Origin of the sequence: Scandinavium sp. NPDC088450 (assembly GCF_044900545.1) — a bacterium.
In the GTDB taxonomy this organism is placed as follows: domain Bacteria; phylum Pseudomonadota; class Gammaproteobacteria; order Enterobacterales; family Enterobacteriaceae; genus Scandinavium.
This window is the reverse complement of record NZ_JBJDNI010000019.1, coordinates 25,551-40,441: the sequence shown is the minus strand read 5'-3', so window position 1 is coordinate 40,441 and position 14,891 is coordinate 25,551. Positions and strand designations below refer to the sequence as shown.

Annotated in this window: 13 protein-coding genes, 1 pseudogene and 1 riboswitch; of the genes and pseudogenes, 7 read left to right on the top strand and 7 right to left on the bottom strand. The window is 55.2% G+C overall.

Features of this window, described 5'->3' with window-relative positions:
• Window positions 1–7: 7 nt before the first annotated feature.
• On the bottom strand, window positions 8–832 hold the full coding sequence (locus ACI2I2_RS16485; protein ID WP_404658866.1) for an urease accessory protein UreD: 825 nt from the start codon (window positions 830–832) through the stop codon (window positions 8–10).
• 144 nt (window positions 833–976) lie between these two features.
• Entirely contained in the window at window positions 977–1,588 is a 612-nt protein-coding gene (gene plsY / locus ACI2I2_RS16480) for a glycerol-3-phosphate 1-O-acyltransferase PlsY (protein ID WP_404658865.1), read from the bottom strand.
• Between the two features lie 107 nt (window positions 1,589–1,695).
• Here plsY and folB point away from each other — a divergent pair, with 107 nt between their 5' ends.
• Both folB and bacA read left to right on the top strand, forming a co-directional pair.
• The gene (gene folB, locus ACI2I2_RS16475) at window positions 1,696–2,058 is read left to right on the top strand and encodes a bifunctional dihydroneopterin aldolase/7,8-dihydroneopterin epimerase (RefSeq protein ID WP_330984939.1); all 363 of its coding nucleotides are present in this window, start codon (window positions 1,696–1,698) and stop codon (window positions 2,056–2,058) included.
• Window positions 2,059–2,167: 109 nt separating this feature from the next.
• Window positions 2,168–2,989: an undecaprenyl-diphosphate phosphatase gene (gene bacA / locus ACI2I2_RS16470; protein WP_404658864.1), complete on the top strand. Its 822-nt coding sequence runs from the start codon at window positions 2,168–2,170 to the stop codon at window positions 2,987–2,989.
• On the opposite strand, the gene ACI2I2_RS16465 is transcribed toward bacA, so the two are convergent.
• Together ACI2I2_RS16465 and ACI2I2_RS16460 are read right to left on the bottom strand one after the other, a co-directional pair.
• Window positions 2,982–4,220 (bottom strand): multifunctional CCA addition/repair protein, encoded by a 1,239-nt coding sequence (locus ACI2I2_RS16465; RefSeq protein WP_404658863.1) that lies wholly within the window; start codon window positions 4,218–4,220, stop codon window positions 2,982–2,984. The genes bacA and ACI2I2_RS16465 overlap by 8 nt on opposite strands.
• A 71-nt stretch (window positions 4,221–4,291) precedes the next feature.
• A complete protein-coding gene (locus ACI2I2_RS16460; protein ID WP_404658862.1) occupies window positions 4,292–4,912 on the bottom strand; it encodes a TIGR04211 family SH3 domain-containing protein in 621 nt (206 codons plus the stop codon).
• A 199-nt stretch (window positions 4,913–5,111) separates the two neighbouring features.
• On the opposite strand from ACI2I2_RS16460, the pseudogene ACI2I2_RS16455 reads away from it, so the two are divergent.
• The 3 genes and pseudogenes from ACI2I2_RS16455 to hldE form a co-directional block, all read left to right on the top strand.
• A pseudogene (locus tag ACI2I2_RS16455) lies at window positions 5,112–6,014 on the top strand (inorganic triphosphatase); the annotation flags it as partial.
• Between the two features lie 31 nt (window positions 6,015–6,045).
• Complete coding sequence (gene glnE, locus ACI2I2_RS16450; RefSeq protein ID WP_404658861.1) at window positions 6,046–8,886, top strand: bifunctional [glutamate--ammonia ligase]-adenylyl-L-tyrosine phosphorylase/[glutamate--ammonia-ligase] adenylyltransferase; 2,841 nt, start codon at window positions 6,046–6,048, stop codon at window positions 8,884–8,886.
• Window positions 8,887–8,933: 47 nt separating this feature from the next.
• Window positions 8,934–10,367, top strand: coding sequence for a bifunctional D-glycero-beta-D-manno-heptose-7-phosphate kinase/D-glycero-beta-D-manno-heptose 1-phosphate adenylyltransferase HldE (gene hldE / locus ACI2I2_RS16445; protein ID WP_330984934.1), 1,434 nt, complete (start codon window positions 8,934–8,936; stop codon window positions 10,365–10,367).
• Window positions 10,368–10,455: 88 nt separating this feature from the next.
• Here the strand turns inward: hldE and ACI2I2_RS16440 are convergent, their stop codons facing one another.
• Window positions 10,456–10,734: an accessory factor UbiK family protein gene (locus ACI2I2_RS16440; protein ID WP_404658860.1), complete on the bottom strand. Its 279-nt coding sequence runs from the start codon at window positions 10,732–10,734 to the stop codon at window positions 10,456–10,458.
• Window positions 10,735–10,867: 133 nt separating this feature from the next.
• Window positions 10,868–11,017: riboswitch (FMN riboswitch) on the top strand.
• Between the two features lie 102 nt (window positions 11,018–11,119).
• On the opposite strand from ACI2I2_RS16440, the gene ribB reads away from it, so the two are divergent.
• Window positions 11,120–11,773, top strand: coding sequence for a 3,4-dihydroxy-2-butanone-4-phosphate synthase (gene ribB / locus ACI2I2_RS16435; protein ID WP_404658859.1), 654 nt, complete (start codon window positions 11,120–11,122; stop codon window positions 11,771–11,773).
• Between the two features lie 96 nt (window positions 11,774–11,869).
• Here ribB and zupT read toward each other — a convergent pair whose 3' ends face one another.
• A complete protein-coding gene (zupT, locus tag ACI2I2_RS16430) occupies window positions 11,870–12,643 on the bottom strand; it encodes a zinc transporter ZupT (RefSeq protein ID WP_404658858.1) in 774 nt (257 codons plus the stop codon).
• A 195-nt stretch (window positions 12,644–12,838) separates the two neighbouring features.
• On the opposite strand from zupT, the gene ygiD reads away from it, so the two are divergent.
• Entirely contained in the window at window positions 12,839–13,630 is a 792-nt protein-coding gene (gene ygiD / locus ACI2I2_RS16425) for a 4,5-DOPA dioxygenase extradiol (protein ID WP_404658857.1), read from the top strand.
• A 98-nt stretch (window positions 13,631–13,728) separates the two neighbouring features.
• On the opposite strand, the gene ACI2I2_RS16420 is transcribed toward ygiD, so the two are convergent.
• A complete protein-coding gene (locus ACI2I2_RS16420) occupies window positions 13,729–14,889 on the bottom strand; it encodes a glutathionylspermidine synthase family protein (protein ID WP_404658856.1) in 1,161 nt (386 codons plus the stop codon).
• Between the last annotated feature and the right edge of the window lie 2 nt (window positions 14,890–14,891).

The window sequence follows — 14,891 nt, the reverse complement described above, 5'->3', positions numbered from 1 at the left end:
CGGTCTCTCAGGTCTGCCAGATTCGGGGTAACACAGGGGATTTGTTGAGCAGTTGCGGGCGCAGGTACTGCCAGATTTCTCGCATCGCGCGTTGGCAGATAAGGTTGTCGTGCGATAAAAAGCGCACCGTTAGCAGGTCGTCGGTTAACGTTGCCCCGGCATAAAAATTCAGCGGAGTTAACAACTCGCGAACGCCTTCCAGCATATTTTCAGTTGCCGGATAGAACACCAGGTTACCGACCCAGGGTTGTTCCGCCACCGCGCTGAGACTGCCGTCGGCAAGGTGCAGGCGTTCCATCAGCAGCGGCATTCCGCTTTTCCAGACTTCAAGGCGGCTGGAAATTTCACCTTGCCCGAAAGCTTCACCCATCACTGGCCGCCCGAGGCAAAATAATTCCCAGGCCAGCAGCTGCGAGCGCTCATGTAAATGGAACACGGTGTGAAGCTGAGCGCGGGCGGCGGGGAAGAAAATAGTGTCCTGCGGCAGCCATTCGAGAATCGCATTTTCAGCAAGGTCAAAACGTTGGCTGAGCCGCGCCTGCGGGCCATGGCTACGGTAAAACTTACTGGCACCGGGCATGGTGATCAGCGCGTGGCTGTTAGGTTCCAGTGTAACGTTGATATCCAGTTCATCGCCGCCGACTATGCCGCCGGGGGGATGTAGCAGATAAAGGTGGCAAGTGTCTTCTTCGGGATAAAAAGGGCGCTGAACGGTCAACGGGCCCGTATGGCGAGCAGAGGCCAGCACCGTTTTTTCCGGCGTATGGCGGAACTGTAAGGCGAGCGTGGCATGCCAGCCTTTTTTTGCACTCTCCAGTCCTGCGCCAGACAAAACGGTACCTCTGCAATTGCGTGATTAATCAGACGCTAATGAGTATGGATCAGCAGAGGAATTTGCAGGTCATAGGAAAGGCTTATGATGTTAAGTAAATGTAATAATTGATGTCGCCGCCCGGATGGCGGCGAGGTGAAGGGCTTAGTCCTGCGATTTTTTCTTTCTGAGGCGGGTCCAGATTTTAGTTTCTTGCCGACGCCACAGGCGCTGAATGTTGTCATGGTGGCGCAGTAAAATAAGGCAGGAAAGCATCGACACCGGGAAGGTGTACTGCGGCATAAACCACCAGACGTAAAACGGCGCAACCAGCGCACTGACTATCGCCCCAAGCGAGGAATAGCCGCTCAGCAATATGGTCAAAAGCCAGGTGCCCGCCATCACGCCGGTGAGATCCCAGCCAATCGGTGCGATGGCACCAAAGGCCGTGGCAACCCCTTTACCGCCGCGAAAACCAAAGAAGACCGGCCAGATGTGACCGAGACAAGCGGCGATGGCGACTATCCCAAGCCAGAAGGGAGTAAACCCCAAAGCCCAGGCGCCCCACGTCGGCAACATGCCTTTGAGGATGTCGAAGATCAGTACAGCTACGGCTGCTCCCTTGCCGCCAATTCGTAAAACGTTGGTCGCTCCGGGGTTACCAGAGCCGCTTTCACGGGGATCAGGCAGACCCGCGAGGCGACAGACCAGAATGGCGCTGGAAATTGAGCCGCAAAGGTAGGCGAGGAAGACCATTCCAGGCGCGATTGCACTCATAACGCTGTTCCGTTTTGAAAATGTATCGGTATTCTCTTCATCTGTGGATAATACGCATATTTTGCCGGAAGTGGTATCCGGCGCGGGCAAAAAGCAGGCAGGGCGTGATGGATATTGTATTTATAGAGCAACTTTCGACAATCACCACCATTGGTGTTTACGACTGGGAACAGACCATCGAACAGAAGCTGGTGTTCGATATCGAAATGGCGTGGGACAACCGGAAATCGGCCGTCAGCGACAACGTTGAAGATTGTCTGAGTTATGCCGATATCAGCGAAGCGGTGATTGCTCACGTAGAAGGCGGAAAATTCGCGCTGGTGGAACGTGTTGCGGAAGAAGTCGCTCAGCTTTTACTGACGCGTTTTAACTCACCGTGGGTGCGCATCAAACTGAGCAAACCTGGCGCTGTGGCGCGAGCAGCAAATGTGGGGGTGATCATCGAGCGTGGCACAATTCCGAAAGGATAAGTTTAGATTCATCATCGTTAAACGAAACACCGATAGATATGTCTTAATGCTGACGTAGAGTTAGCGGTCTTATTTTTCATTTTTTTTCTTTACTTTAAGGGTTTATTTGATGAGCGATATGCACTCGCTGCTGGTAGCGGCCATCCTGGGTGTTGTCGAAGGACTGACAGAATTTTTGCCGGTGTCCAGCACGGGCCACATGATTATCGTGGGCCATCTGCTGGGGTTTGAGGGAGAGACGGCGAAAACCTTCGAAGTGGTTATCCAGTTAGGGTCGATTCTGGCCGTAGTCGTGATGTTCTGGCGTCGGCTGTTTGGTCTGATTGGTATTCACTTCGGACGCCCGCCGGTACATGAAGGCGAAGGCTGCGGGCGTTTGTCTCTGATTCACGTTTTGCTGGCGATGATCCCGGCCGTGGTGCTTGGGCTTGTGTTACACGATGCCATCAAGGCGCTGTTTAACCCGGTGAACGTGATGTATGCGCTGGTGGTCGGTGGCGTGTTGCTGATTGCGGCGGAAGTGTTTAAGCCAAAACAGCCACGTGCAATGGGCCTGGACGATATGACCTATGGTCAGGCGTTCGCGATTGGCTGTTTCCAGTGTCTGGCGCTGTGGCCGGGCTTCTCCCGCTCCGGGTCAACCATTGCGGGCGGGATGCTGATTGGCGTGAGCCGTTATGCCGCGGCAGAGTTTTCCTTCCTGCTGGCAGTGCCGATGATGATGGGCGCGACTGCGCTCGATCTCTACAAAAGCATCGGCTTCCTGACCACGTCAGATATTCCGATGTTTGCTGTCGGCTTTATCACGGCGTTCGTGGTAGCGCTGTTTGCGATTAAAACCTTCCTGCACATCATCAAACGCATCACCTTTATCCCGTTTGCTATCTATCGCTTCATTGTGGCGGCAGCGGTTTACGCGGTGTTCATGTAACCTGCGGGCAGCGTTTTTCTTTCCACTGCGCGACGGCTTCGATACGGCGTCGCGTCAGTTCCTCCCTGACTTCCGGCCCTTTAAATCCTGCATCAATCACCGGTTTGGTCGGTACAGATTTTGCCACTTCCCAGGCTTCACGCAGTAAACGCCCTTGCGGATAATCACAGGCTTCGAACGTGGTACGCCCACGCACATCGGCTTCGCTGGTGAGGGCAATTTGTTCCACACGCTGCGGCTTGCGCCACGCATCAATCGAATCAAACAGCTTTACTATGGTTGCCGGTTTGAGAATGGGCATGGTGTGGATGAGGTCGTGAAATTCCGCGACCAGCTTGGCCAGATCTCGCATTTCATTTGGCACGCGTAAACGAGCGCACAATTGCTCGACGAGTTTCACCCCTGCCGGGCCGTGGCCGTGATGGCGAGGCCAGAACTCTTTTGGCGTCAGCCCTTTGCCCAGGTCGTGGCAAAGCGTTGCGAAACGGACATCCAGTGCAGGCGAAAGCATCGCAGCCATCGACAGCGTCATCAGCGTATGCACGCCAGTATCGATTTCAGGATGCCACTTCGCCGGAGCAGGCACGCCGTACAGTGCGTCAATTTCCGGGAACAGGACCTTTAACGCGCCGCAGTCGCGCAGCGTCTGGAAATAGACCTGGGGGTTGCGGGTGCCAAGTGCGTTCTCGGTTTCCTTCCAGACGCGCTCCGGCGTGAGATGTTCAAGCTCGCCTGCCGCCGTCATTTCACGCATTAACGCCATAGTTTCATCGGCAATGCGGAAGCTCAGGTGAGCGTAACGAGCGGCAAAGCGCGCCACGCGCAGCACGCGTAAAGGATCTTCACTGAAGGCAGGGGAGACATGGCGAAGCAGACGGTTTTTCAGATCGTTCTGACCGTGGTACGGATCGATAATCGTGCCGTCTTCGCTTTGCGCGAGGGCGTTAACCGTCAGGTCACGGCGCAATAAATCTTGTTCAAGGGTGACGTCCGGGGCGGCATAACAAGTGAAGCCGGTATAACCGGAGCCGGATTTTCGCTCGGTACGCGCGAGGGCATATTCTTCGTGGCTTTCAGGATGGAGAAAAACAGGAAAGTCGCGGCCTACCTGCTGGTAGCCCGCGTCGAGCATTTGCTGTGGTGTGGCACCGACAACCACCCAATCTTTGTCTTTGACCGGCAGGCCTAACAACGCATCACGAACCGCACCACCGACCAGATATGTCTTCACGCCACACAACCCTCTCACTTTGATTATCGGAAGATAATACGTAAGTGTAGAGGCGTTTGCGAATCGGACGGTCAGTTCATCCAGCGATCTTTGCGCTTGCGGCTTGGCACCAGCAGCGGCAGCACCAGGCCGAGGATCAGGCCCACACCCAGCACGCCGCCACCGTACATGAACCACTGCATGATGATGGTGCGCTGTTTGTCATCGAGCTGCAGATTGGCGGCATTCACCTTTTTCTGCGCCACGATGAGTTCGTTTTTCAGCTTTTGATTCTCTTCTTTCAGCCCATTAATGACGCTGTCGCTGCCCGCGACTTTCTTCTGCATATCTGCAGTGCGCTCATTCCAGGTGGCATCAATATTGTTCAGCTTGTCAGTGAGCGTTTTCACCTGGTTTTCCAGGTCGGGAACGCGAGTTTTGAAGCTCGGTTCGCTCTTCAGCTCTTTTAACGGGATCCAGGCGGTACGGCCGTTGCTGTCACGCACCTGTCCATATTGAGTACTGTCGTTGGTTTGCAGAAGAGTGACCGCTTCTCCTGCGGTGACGGTGCCAGCCAGACGATAGTTGTCGCCCGGTCCGCTGCGGACCCAGGTGTTCAGTTCATCTGAAACGTAACGGGTTTCTTCCGCGTGAACGGCAGCAGTTGCGCTAAGCGCTAATAAAGTTAATCCAATCAGGCGTAATTTAGGCATCAGGTCATTCGTTATTGTCATAAAGTGAAATGATAGTAATGGCATCAGTCTGACGATGCCAGGCATTCTGCCGCAATCAGAATCCTCCAGGAGGAGATTGCATGGCAAAGTACCGCGAAATACACTCTACTGACAAAAAAGATGCGCGTAAGTTCGGCGTAACGTTCAATCAAGGCTTCGCAACCATAAGAAATCAGTCATGGATCAGGAAATCGAATTGAAGTTCATCGTTGAGCCGCAGGGGGTCGATACCTTGCGCCAGCAGCTCAACAGCCTCTCTGCGGAACACGTTCCGGCCGCGCAATTACTCAATATTTACTACGAAACGCCAGATAACTGGCTGCGTAAGCACGACATGGGCCTGCGCATCCGCGGCCACAACGGTCGCTATGAAATGACGATGAAAATCGCGGGGCGTGTGGTGGGCGGTTTGCATCAGCGCCCTGAATACAACATCGATCTGGATAAGCCTGAACTGGCGCTGGAAAAGCTGCCTGCGGAAGTGTGGCCCGAGGGAAAATTACCCGGTTCGCTGGCCTCTCAGGTGAAGCCGTTGTTCAGCACCGATTTTTACCGTGAAAAATGGCTGATTAACCACAATCAGAGCCGTGTCGAACTGGCGCTGGATTTGGGCGAGGTCGCTGCTGGTGGGCATCAGGAAGCTCTCTGCGAACTGGAGCTGGAACTGCTTCATGGCGACGTTGAAGATATTCTGGACATCGCCGAGAAGCTGCTTTCTGCGGGCGTTTTACGCCAGGGAAGTCTCAGCAAAGCGGCGCGAGGATATCATCTGGCGCAGGGCAATGCCGAACGAGCCCTGAAACCTGCGGAATTTACCGCCGAAGGTAATGCCGCGCTAGAAGCGGCGCTTGCGCACTGGCAGTATCACGAAGAGCTGTGGTTACGTGGCAACCACGCGGCAAAAGCGGAAGTGTTGAAAGCGGTCGCATTTATCCGCACGGCACTGGCAAGTGACCATGAAATGGCCTCTGAGCAAATGGCACAAATCGCGGAGGCGATTGCCGTGGCTGACAACGCCCACAACGCCGTTTTCCAGCCGCAAATTGCCAGAGCCAAATTGATGCTGACGGCTTTTTTAGTCACCGGACGATAAGCAAGTAACGAGGGCAGTCATGACGCCGTTTTCTATGCAGTTACAGCTTCACTGGCAGACGGTCGTCGACAGACTGCCAGCAGAATTTCCTTCCTCAGAATTAAGCCCGCAGGCTCAGGCGGCGATGACGTTCAGTGATTTCATCGCCCAGAGTCTGACGGCTCATCCGGAGTGGATTAGCGAGCTGGAAAGTTCGCCGCCGCAGGCTGACGAATGGCAGCATTACGCCGCCTGGTTACAAGAGGCACTTGCTGACGTGAGCGATGAAAACAGCCTGATGCGGGAACTGCGTCTGTTCCGTCGCCGGGTCATGGTTCGCATCGCCTGGGCGCAAGCGCTCTCCATTGTCAGTACCGAAAGCAGTTTGCAGCAGCTCAGCCACTTAGCCGAAACGCTGATTGTCACCGCGCGAGACTGGCTGTATGACGCCTGTTGCCGTGAGTGGGGCACGCCCTGTAACGCCGAAGGAAAACCGCAGCCACTGCTGATTTTAGGCATGGGCAAACTGGGTGGCGGCGAGCTTAACTTCTCCTCGGATATCGACCTTATTTTTGCCTGGCCGGAGCACGGTTCCACGCAGGGCGGCCGTCGTGAGCTGGATAACGCCCAGTTCTTTACCCGCATGGGGCAGCGCCTGATTAAAGCGCTGGATCAAGCGACGATGGACGGCTTTGTGTATCGCGTTGATATGCGTCTGCGTCCTTTTGGCGACAGCGGCCCGCTGGTCCTGAGCTTTGCCGCGCTGGAAGATTATTACCAGGAGCAAGGGCGTGACTGGGAACGTTATGCGATGGTCAAAGCCCGAATCATGGGCGATCGCGAAGGGCTGTACGTAGAAGAATTGCGCTCCATGCTGCGTCCTTTCGTCTTCCGCCGTTACATCGATTTCAGCGTGATCCAGTCACTGCGTAACATGAAAGGGATGATTTCTCGCGAAGTGCGTCGTCGCGGTCTGAAAGACAACATCAAGCTGGGCGCGGGCGGTATTCGCGAAATTGAGTTTATCGTTCAGGTCTTCCAGCTGATTCGCGGCGGGCGTGAGCCTGCACTGCAAGGCCGTTCTCTGCTGCCAACGCTTGAAGCCATCAATAATCTGCATCTCCTTCCTGATGGTGAAGCGGCACAGCTGCGCGAGGCGTATCTTTTCCTGCGCCGTCTGGAAAACCTGCTGCAAAGCATCAACGACGAACAGACTCAGACGCTGCCGGAAGATGACCTCAATCGGGCGCGTCTGGCCTGGGGAATGGGCTTTGCCGACTGGGATGCGCTTTCCGCTGAGCTTGGCGACCATATGGCGCAGGTCCGGCAGATTTTTAACGAGCTGATTGGCGATGACGAAGAAACGTCCGCCGATGAACAGCTCTCCGAGCACTGGCGTGAACTCTGGCAGGATGCATTGCAGGAAGACGACACTACGCCGGTGCTGGCGCATCTGAGTGACCACGATCGCCATCAGGTGCTGGCGCAAATTGCCGATTTCCGCAAAGAGCTTGATAAGCGCACCATCGGCCCGCGTGGGCGTCAGGTGCTGGATTCTCTGATGCCACATTTGCTGAGCGAAGTGTGCAGCCGTGAAGACGCGCCTGTGCCGCTCGGTCGAATCACGCCTTTGCTGACGGGCATCGTCACCCGCACGACCTACCTCGAACTGCTGAGCGAATTCCCGGGTGCGCTCAAACACCTGATCCGCCTCTGCGCTGCCTCGCCGATGATTGCCAGCAAGTTGGCGCGTTATCCTCTGTTGCTGGATGAACTGCTCGATCCGAACACGCTTTATCAGCCTACGGCGACAGACGCCTATCGTGACGAATTGCGCCAGTATCTGCTGCGCGTACCGGAAGAGGACGAAGAACAGCAACTGGAAGCCTTACGCCAGTTTAAACAAGCACAGTTGTTGCGTGTGGCGGCGGCAGACATCGCCGGAACGCTGCCAGTGATGAAAGTGAGCGATCACTTAACCTGGCTTGCAGAAGCGATGATCGATGCGGTTGTGCATCAGGCGTGGACACAAATGGTGGCTCGTTACGGGCAGCCGAAACATCTGGCTGAACGTCAGGGGCGCGGGTTTGCCGTTGTCGGATATGGCAAGTTAGGCGGCTGGGAGCTGGGTTACAGCTCTGATCTCGACCTCGTGTTCCTGCATGATTGCCCGGTGGAAGTGATGACCGATGGCGAGCGTGAAATTGACGGGCGGCAGTTCTATCTGCGTCTGGCGCAGCGCATCATGCATTTGTTCAGCACCCGAACGTCCTCGGGCATTCTGTACGAAGTGGACGCTCGCTTACGTCCTTCTGGCGCGGCGGGCATGTTGGTGACCACCACCGAGGCTTTTGCCGATTATCAGCGTACGGAAGCATGGACATGGGAGCATCAGGCGCTGGTTCGTGCCCGCGTTGTTTACGGTGACCCGCAATTGCAGATGCAGTTTGATGCCATTCGTCGCGACATCCTGACCACGCCGCGAGAAGGTGAAAAGCTGCAAACAGAAGTGCGTGAAATGCGCGAAAAAATGCGAGCACATCTGGGCGGAAAGCACCGTGATCGCTTCGATATTAAAGCAGATGAGGGCGGGATCACCGATATTGAGTTCATTACACAATATCTGGTATTGCGCTATGCCCATGACAAACCGAAGCTGACGCGCTGGTCGGACAATGTGCGTATCCTCGAACTGCTGGCGCAAAACGACATTATAGAAGAGGAAGAAGCACTGGCGTTGAGCCGTGCCTACACCACACTTCGTGATGCCTTGCACCATTTAGCCTTGCAGGAAGAAGCCGGGCACGTCGCGCCAGAGGCGTTCAGTTTGGAACGCGAGCTGGTCACCTCCAGTTGGCGGAAGTGGCTGGTTATGCCATGAATTATGCTATTATCGCGCGCAATTGATGAATCTTTCAGGAGTCTGGAATGAAAGTAACGCTGCCAGAATTTGAACGTGCTGGTGTGATGGTTGTCGGTGATGTGATGCTGGATCGCTACTGGTATGGCCCGACAAGCCGCATCTCCCCGGAAGCTCCGGTTCCCGTGGTCAAAGTTGATACCATTGAAGAACGCCCTGGCGGCGCGGCTAACGTGGCCATGAACATTGCTTCGCTTGGCGCCTCTTCTCGCCTGGTCGGCCTGACCGGCATTGATGACGCGGCGCGTGCCTTGAGCAAAGCGCTGGCGGATGTGAATGTGAAGTGCGATTTCGTCTCTGTGCCCACGCATCCGACCATCACCAAGCTGCGTGTGTTGTCGCGCAACCAGCAGCTGATTCGTCTGGACTTTGAAGAAGGCTTCGCGGGCGTTGATCCACAGCCTATGCACGAACGCATCCAGCAGGCGCTGGGGCATATCGGTGCGCTGGTGCTGTCTGATTACGCCAAAGGCGCGCTGGAAAGCGTGCAGAGCATGATCCAACTGGCAAGAAAAGGCGGCGTGCCAGTGCTTATCGATCCGAAAGGAACCGATTTCGAACGCTATCGCGGTGCCACGCTGCTGACGCCAAATCTTTCTGAATTTGAAGCGGTGGCGGGGAAATGTAAGACCGAAGCCGAAATCGTGGAACGCGGCATGAAAGTGATCGCTGACTACGAGCTCTCCGCGCTGCTGGTGACGCGTTCTGAACAGGGCATGACTCTGCTGCAACCGGGCAAAGCACCGCTGCATATGCCCACTCAGGCGCAGGAAGTTTACGACGTGACCGGTGCCGGTGACACGGTGATTGGCGTGCTGGCGGCAACGCTGGCGGCAGGTAATTCTCTGGAAGAAGCGTGCTTCTTTGCGAACGCTGCGGCGGGTGTCGTGGTGGGCAAACTGGGGACCTCAACCGTTTCGCCTATCGAGCTGGAAAACGCGGTTCGCGGTCGTGCGGACACCGGTTTTGGCGTGATGAGCGAAGAAGAGCTGAAGCAGGCCGTCCTGGCGGCGCGTAAGCGTGGTGAGAAAGTGGTGATGACTAACGGCGTGTTCGACATTCTGCACGCGGGCCATGTGTCTTATCTTTCGAACGCCCGCAAGCTTGGCGATCGCCTGATCGTGGCGGTGAACAGCGATGCGTCCACTAAGCGCCTGAAAGGCGAAACCCGTCCGGTGAACCCACTTGAACAGCGCATGATTGTGCTGGGTGCGCTGGAATCCGTTGACTGGGTAGTCTCTTTCGAAGAAGACACACCGCAGCGCCTGATTGCCGGTATCCTGCCAGATTTGCTGGTGAAAGGCGGCGATTACAAGCCGGATGAAATCGCAGGTAGCGAGGAAGTCTGGGCGAACGGTGGCGAAGTGATGGTGCTCAATTTTGAAGACGGCTGTTCAACCACCAACATCATCAAGCGCATCCAGAAAGACAGCGGGAAATAAAATCCCATGCCCGGTGGCGCAACGCTTACCGGGCCTACACGTAGGCCGGGTCAGGCATCGCCGCCACCCGGCATTACACCACGCGCTCTCAGGCTTTATCATCCACTGGCGGAATAGCAGGAATAGCCGAGCGGTTTTCCAGCTCGCTGATGCGCTGTTCCAGCAATGCCAGCTTCTCGCGAGTACGCAGCAGCACTTGCGTTTGCACGTCAAACTCTTCGCGGCTCACCAAATCCAGACGGGTCAGCTGAGATTGCAGAACCTGACGGATTTTCTTCTCAACGTCATCACCAAAGTCACGCAGGCCTTGCGGCATGGACTCATGAACCTGGCGGGCAATCTGTTCAATTTTTTTCGGATCAATCATTACGGTTTCCCTGAGTCTGGTCGGTTTTGCAGAGTATTGTAGTGCCTTATGGCGGGCCTATAAACCAGAAATGTTTGAAGCTTATGCAAACCCGACCATTGCCGCCAATAATCATTAGCGTTATAGTTATCTCGCTTATTCTCAGGGCGGGGCGAAATTCCCCACCGGCGGTAAATCAACTCAGGTTGAAAGCCCGCGAGCGCTTCAGATTTCGGTCTGAAGGACAGCAGATCCGGTGAAATTCCGGGGCCGACGGTTAAAGTCCGGATGGGAGAGAGTAACGATCTACGGGCTCGGCCCGCTCACGTTATTTTTTTGCCGCTTAGCCGGTGCTCCTAAGACTGCCCTGATTCTGGTAACCATAATGTTAATGAGGTCTTTTACCATGAATCAGACGCTACTTTCCTCTTTTGGTACTGCTTTTGAACGTGTGGAACACGCGTTAGCTGCGCTGCGCGAAGGCCGCGGCGTGATGGTGCTTGATGACGAAAACCGCGAGAACGAAGGTGACATGATTTTTGCCGCCGAAACCATGACCGTTGAGCAAATGGCGCTGACCATTCGCCACGGCAGCGGCATTGTGTGCCTGTGCATCAATGAAGAACGTCGCAAGCAGCTCGACCTGCCGATGATGGTCGAAAACAACACCAGCGCATTCGGGACCGGTTTTACCGTGACTATCGAAGCCGCGCACGGTGTGACCACCGGTGTTTCAGCAGCAGACCGCGTAACCACCGTTCGTGCTGCTATCGCTGATGATGCCAAGCCATCTGATCTGCATCGCCCTGGCCACGTTTTCCCACTGCGTGCGCAACCGGGTGGCGTGTTAACCCGTGGCGGTCACACTGAAGCGACCATCGACCTGGTTTCACTGGCTGGTTTCAAACCTGCTGGTGTTCTGTGTGAGCTGACTAATGATGATGGCACCATGGCGCGTGCGCCGGAGTGCATCAAGTTCGCAGCCGAGCACAACATGCCGGTTGTGACCATCGAAGATCTGGTGGAATACCGCCAAAAGCACGAACGTAAGGCCAGCTGATTCAGTCTGAGCCTGAAAAGAAGAACGCCGGGATAATCCCGGCGTTTTGCTCTGTACTGTTTGCTGAGTGAGTGTTTTTGTCGGCCGGCATTTGTGTCAGGCAAAATCCATCGACTGCAACAGCACCAGACTTAAGCCCATCACTGACATACCACACAGCACGCCATAACTTGGGTTGTTATGCGGGTCGATTTCTTTGGCGAGCGGCATCAGCTCATCAACCGACAGCGCCACCATAATCCCAGCGACCGCCGCCATGATGGCCGCCATCACCACTGGTGACACCAGTGAACCCAGAATCAGCCACGCCAGCACACCTCCCAGAATTTCAGCCATCCCGGAAATACCTGCCCAGAAGACCGCTTTACGTTTCGAGCCTGTCGCCGCATAGACTGGCCCAGCCACTGCCAGACCTTCAGGAATATTGTGCAATGCAACGGCCAGCGCGATACCGAAGCCCAGTTCCAGATTACTGCTGGCAGTGACGTAGGTCGCTACGCCTTCCGGGAAGTTGTGCAGGCTGATACCCAAAGTCAGTAAAATGGCGGTACGACGCAGGTTGCGAGGCATGACAGCTTTATCACCCTGCATGAGATCTTGCGGATGTGCGTGCGGTAAAGCCCTGTCGAGCGCGAAATAACCCAGCAGGCCGATAACAAACATGCCGTAGCCGAGCACTGGCGACATGCCTTCCGTCCCGAGCGCGGCGGGCAGCATTTCCATCAGTGAGATCAGCAGCATAATCCCGGCGGCAAAGCCCAGAGAAAACGCCAGCACACGGTTGGAGGGCTTCTGCCCGATAACGCCCAGCACCGCGCCAATGAAGGTGGCCCCACCAGCCAGTAAGGTCAGGATCAAAGGAACTGACATGGAATCTCCTATATGATAATGATTATCATTTATAGTAAAGTGAGCACGGCGAGAAAGCGAGTGCGCCGTGACGCTTTTACGTGTCCTTACATTCAAATTTCCTGATGATCTTCATCATGCTTATCTGAGTTCATCCCTGACAGAAAACGCGTAATGTAGACCCATCAAATCGACTGTTCCTGTAAGGATATCATCATGTCTTCTTCCCGTATGCCAGCACTGTTTTTAGGTCACGGTAGCCCGATGAACGTGCTGGAAGATAACGTGTACACTCGTGCCTGGCAGACGTTGGGAGAAACACTGCCGCGCCCTAAAGCGATTGTGGCGATTTCCGCGCACTGGTTTACTCGCGGGACTGGCGTGACGGCGATGGAAGCCCCGAAAACCATTCATGACTTCGGTGGCTTCCCTCAGGCGCTTTACGATACGCATTACCCGGCACCAGGGTCTCCTGAACTGGCACAGCGTCTGGTTGAACTGCTCGCGCCAGTGCCCGTTGCGCTGGACAAAGAGGCGTGGGGCTTTGACCACGGTTCGTGGGGGGTACTGATCAAGATGTACCCGAATGCCGATATCCCGATGGTACAGCTCAGCATCGACAGCACCAAGCCCGCTGTCTGGCATCTCGAAATGGGACGCAAGCTGGCGGCACTGCGTGATGAAGGCATTATGCTGGTGGCAAGCGGCAACGTGGTTCATAACCTGCGAACAGCGCGCTGGCATGGCGAAAACACACCTTATCCGTGGGCGACATCGTTCAATGAATTTGTGAAAGACAACCTGACGTGGCAAGGCCCGGCGGAAGAACATCCGTTAGTGAATTACCTTGATCACGAAGGCGGTGCGCTGTCTAACCCAACGGCCGATCACTATCTTCCGCTGCTGTATGCGTTAGGCGCGTGGGATGGCGAAGAGCCAATTACGCTGCCGACTGATGGTATTGAAATGGGTAGTTTGAGTATGCTTTCGGTGCAGATCGGAGGTTAAAGCAAAACGGCAACCTTGGGGTTGCCGTTTTTAGTGTTTGCTTCCTCTCCACGTGGGAGAGGGTTGGGGAGAGGGCATCAGGCCGCACCTGACCAGAATCACTCCACAAAAATATGCGGATAGAAGCGTGACAGATCCTGAGTGATCAACGCGCGGTCTTCTCGAATGCCGATCCCGGCAGGTTGATCGTTGATAAGCCAGCTGCCGATCAGCGTATAGCTGTCGCCAAACTTTGGCAGTTCGCAGAACTGCTGGACGATCATCCCTTCTTCGCCGTAGGGCCCTTCTACTGCTTCCAGCACTTTACCGTTCTCAACGATTGAGACGTTAGCGCCTTCACGGGAGAAGATCGGCTTCATTACGTACTTTTCCATTTCTGGATAGCTGTCTTCAGCAAAATAGGCCGGCAGCAGATTCGGGTGATCCGGGAACATTTCCCACAGCATCGGCAGCAGCGCCTTGTTGGAAATAATGCTCTTCCAGGCGGGTTCCAGCCAACGTACGCCAGCGTCTTCCAGCTTGGTGGAGAACATTTCACGCAGCATGTATTCCCACGGATAAAGCTTGAACAGGTTACTGATAACCTGATCCTGCACATCGGTGAACTGGCCTTTTTCGCCCAGCCCGATGTCTTCCATATAGAGGAACTCGCTGGCGACGCCCGCTTCATTGGCGCAGTCCTGCAGATATTGCACGGTACCGCGATCTTCTACGGTGTCCCGACAGCAGGCAAAATGCAGCAGGTTAAAACCGTGCTGTTCGCGCAGTTCGGCGAAACGCTCGATCAGTTTTTCCTGCAGGCTATTGAACTGGTCGCTGTTGGCCGGAAGCTGGCCCGCATTCTGCTGATCTTCGAGCCAGATCCACTGGAAGAAGGCCGCTTCATACAGTGAAGTTGGCGTATCGGCATTATTTTCCAGTAACTTAGGTTCACCTTTCCCATCCCACGCCAGATCGAGACGTGAGTAGAGTGAAGGCTGACGACTAGCCCATGACTGACGTACAAAACCCCATGTGTGCTTTGGAATGCGGAATTTGGCCATCAGCTCATCGCTGGCGACCACACGCTCCACCACTTTGAGGCACATCTGATGCAGCTCCGCTGTAACTTCTTCGAGCTTATCGACCTGAGCGAGCGTGAGCTGGTAGTAGGCATCTTCACACCAGTACGGTTCGCCGTACATGGTGTGGAAGTTGAAGCCATACTCTGTGGCTTTTTCGCGCCAGTCAGGGCGCTCAACAATGCTGACTCTTTCCATGG

Excerpts from the sequence above, each read along its gene's own strand:
- plsY (WP_404658865.1), bottom strand. The coding sequence starts at position 1,588 with ATGAGTGCAATCGCGCCTGGAATGGTCTTCCTCGCCTACCTTTGCGGC.
- folB (WP_330984939.1), top strand. The coding sequence starts at position 1,696 with ATGGATATTGTATTTATAGAGCAACTTTCGACAATCACCACCATTGGT.
- bacA (WP_404658864.1), top strand. The coding sequence starts at position 2,168 with ATGAGCGATATGCACTCGCTGCTGGTAGCGGCCATCCTGGGTGTTGTC.
- ACI2I2_RS16460 (WP_404658862.1), bottom strand. The coding sequence starts at position 4,912 with ATGCCTAAATTACGCCTGATTGGATTAACTTTATTAGCGCTTAGCGCA.
- glnE (WP_404658861.1), top strand. The coding sequence starts at position 6,046 with ATGACGCCGTTTTCTATGCAGTTACAGCTTCACTGGCAGACGGTCGTC.
- hldE (WP_330984934.1), top strand. The coding sequence starts at position 8,934 with ATGAAAGTAACGCTGCCAGAATTTGAACGTGCTGGTGTGATGGTTGTC.
- ACI2I2_RS16440 (WP_404658860.1), bottom strand. The coding sequence starts at position 10,734 with ATGATTGATCCGAAAAAAATTGAACAGATTGCCCGCCAGGTTCATGAG.
- ribB (WP_404658859.1), top strand. The coding sequence starts at position 11,120 with ATGAATCAGACGCTACTTTCCTCTTTTGGTACTGCTTTTGAACGTGTG.
- zupT (WP_404658858.1), bottom strand. The coding sequence starts at position 12,643 with ATGTCAGTTCCTTTGATCCTGACCTTACTGGCTGGTGGGGCCACCTTC.
- ygiD (WP_404658857.1), top strand. The coding sequence starts at position 12,839 with ATGTCTTCTTCCCGTATGCCAGCACTGTTTTTAGGTCACGGTAGCCCG.
- ACI2I2_RS16420 (WP_404658856.1), bottom strand. The coding sequence starts at position 14,889 with ATGGAAAGAGTCAGCATTGTTGAGCGCCCTGACTGGCGCGAAAAAGCC.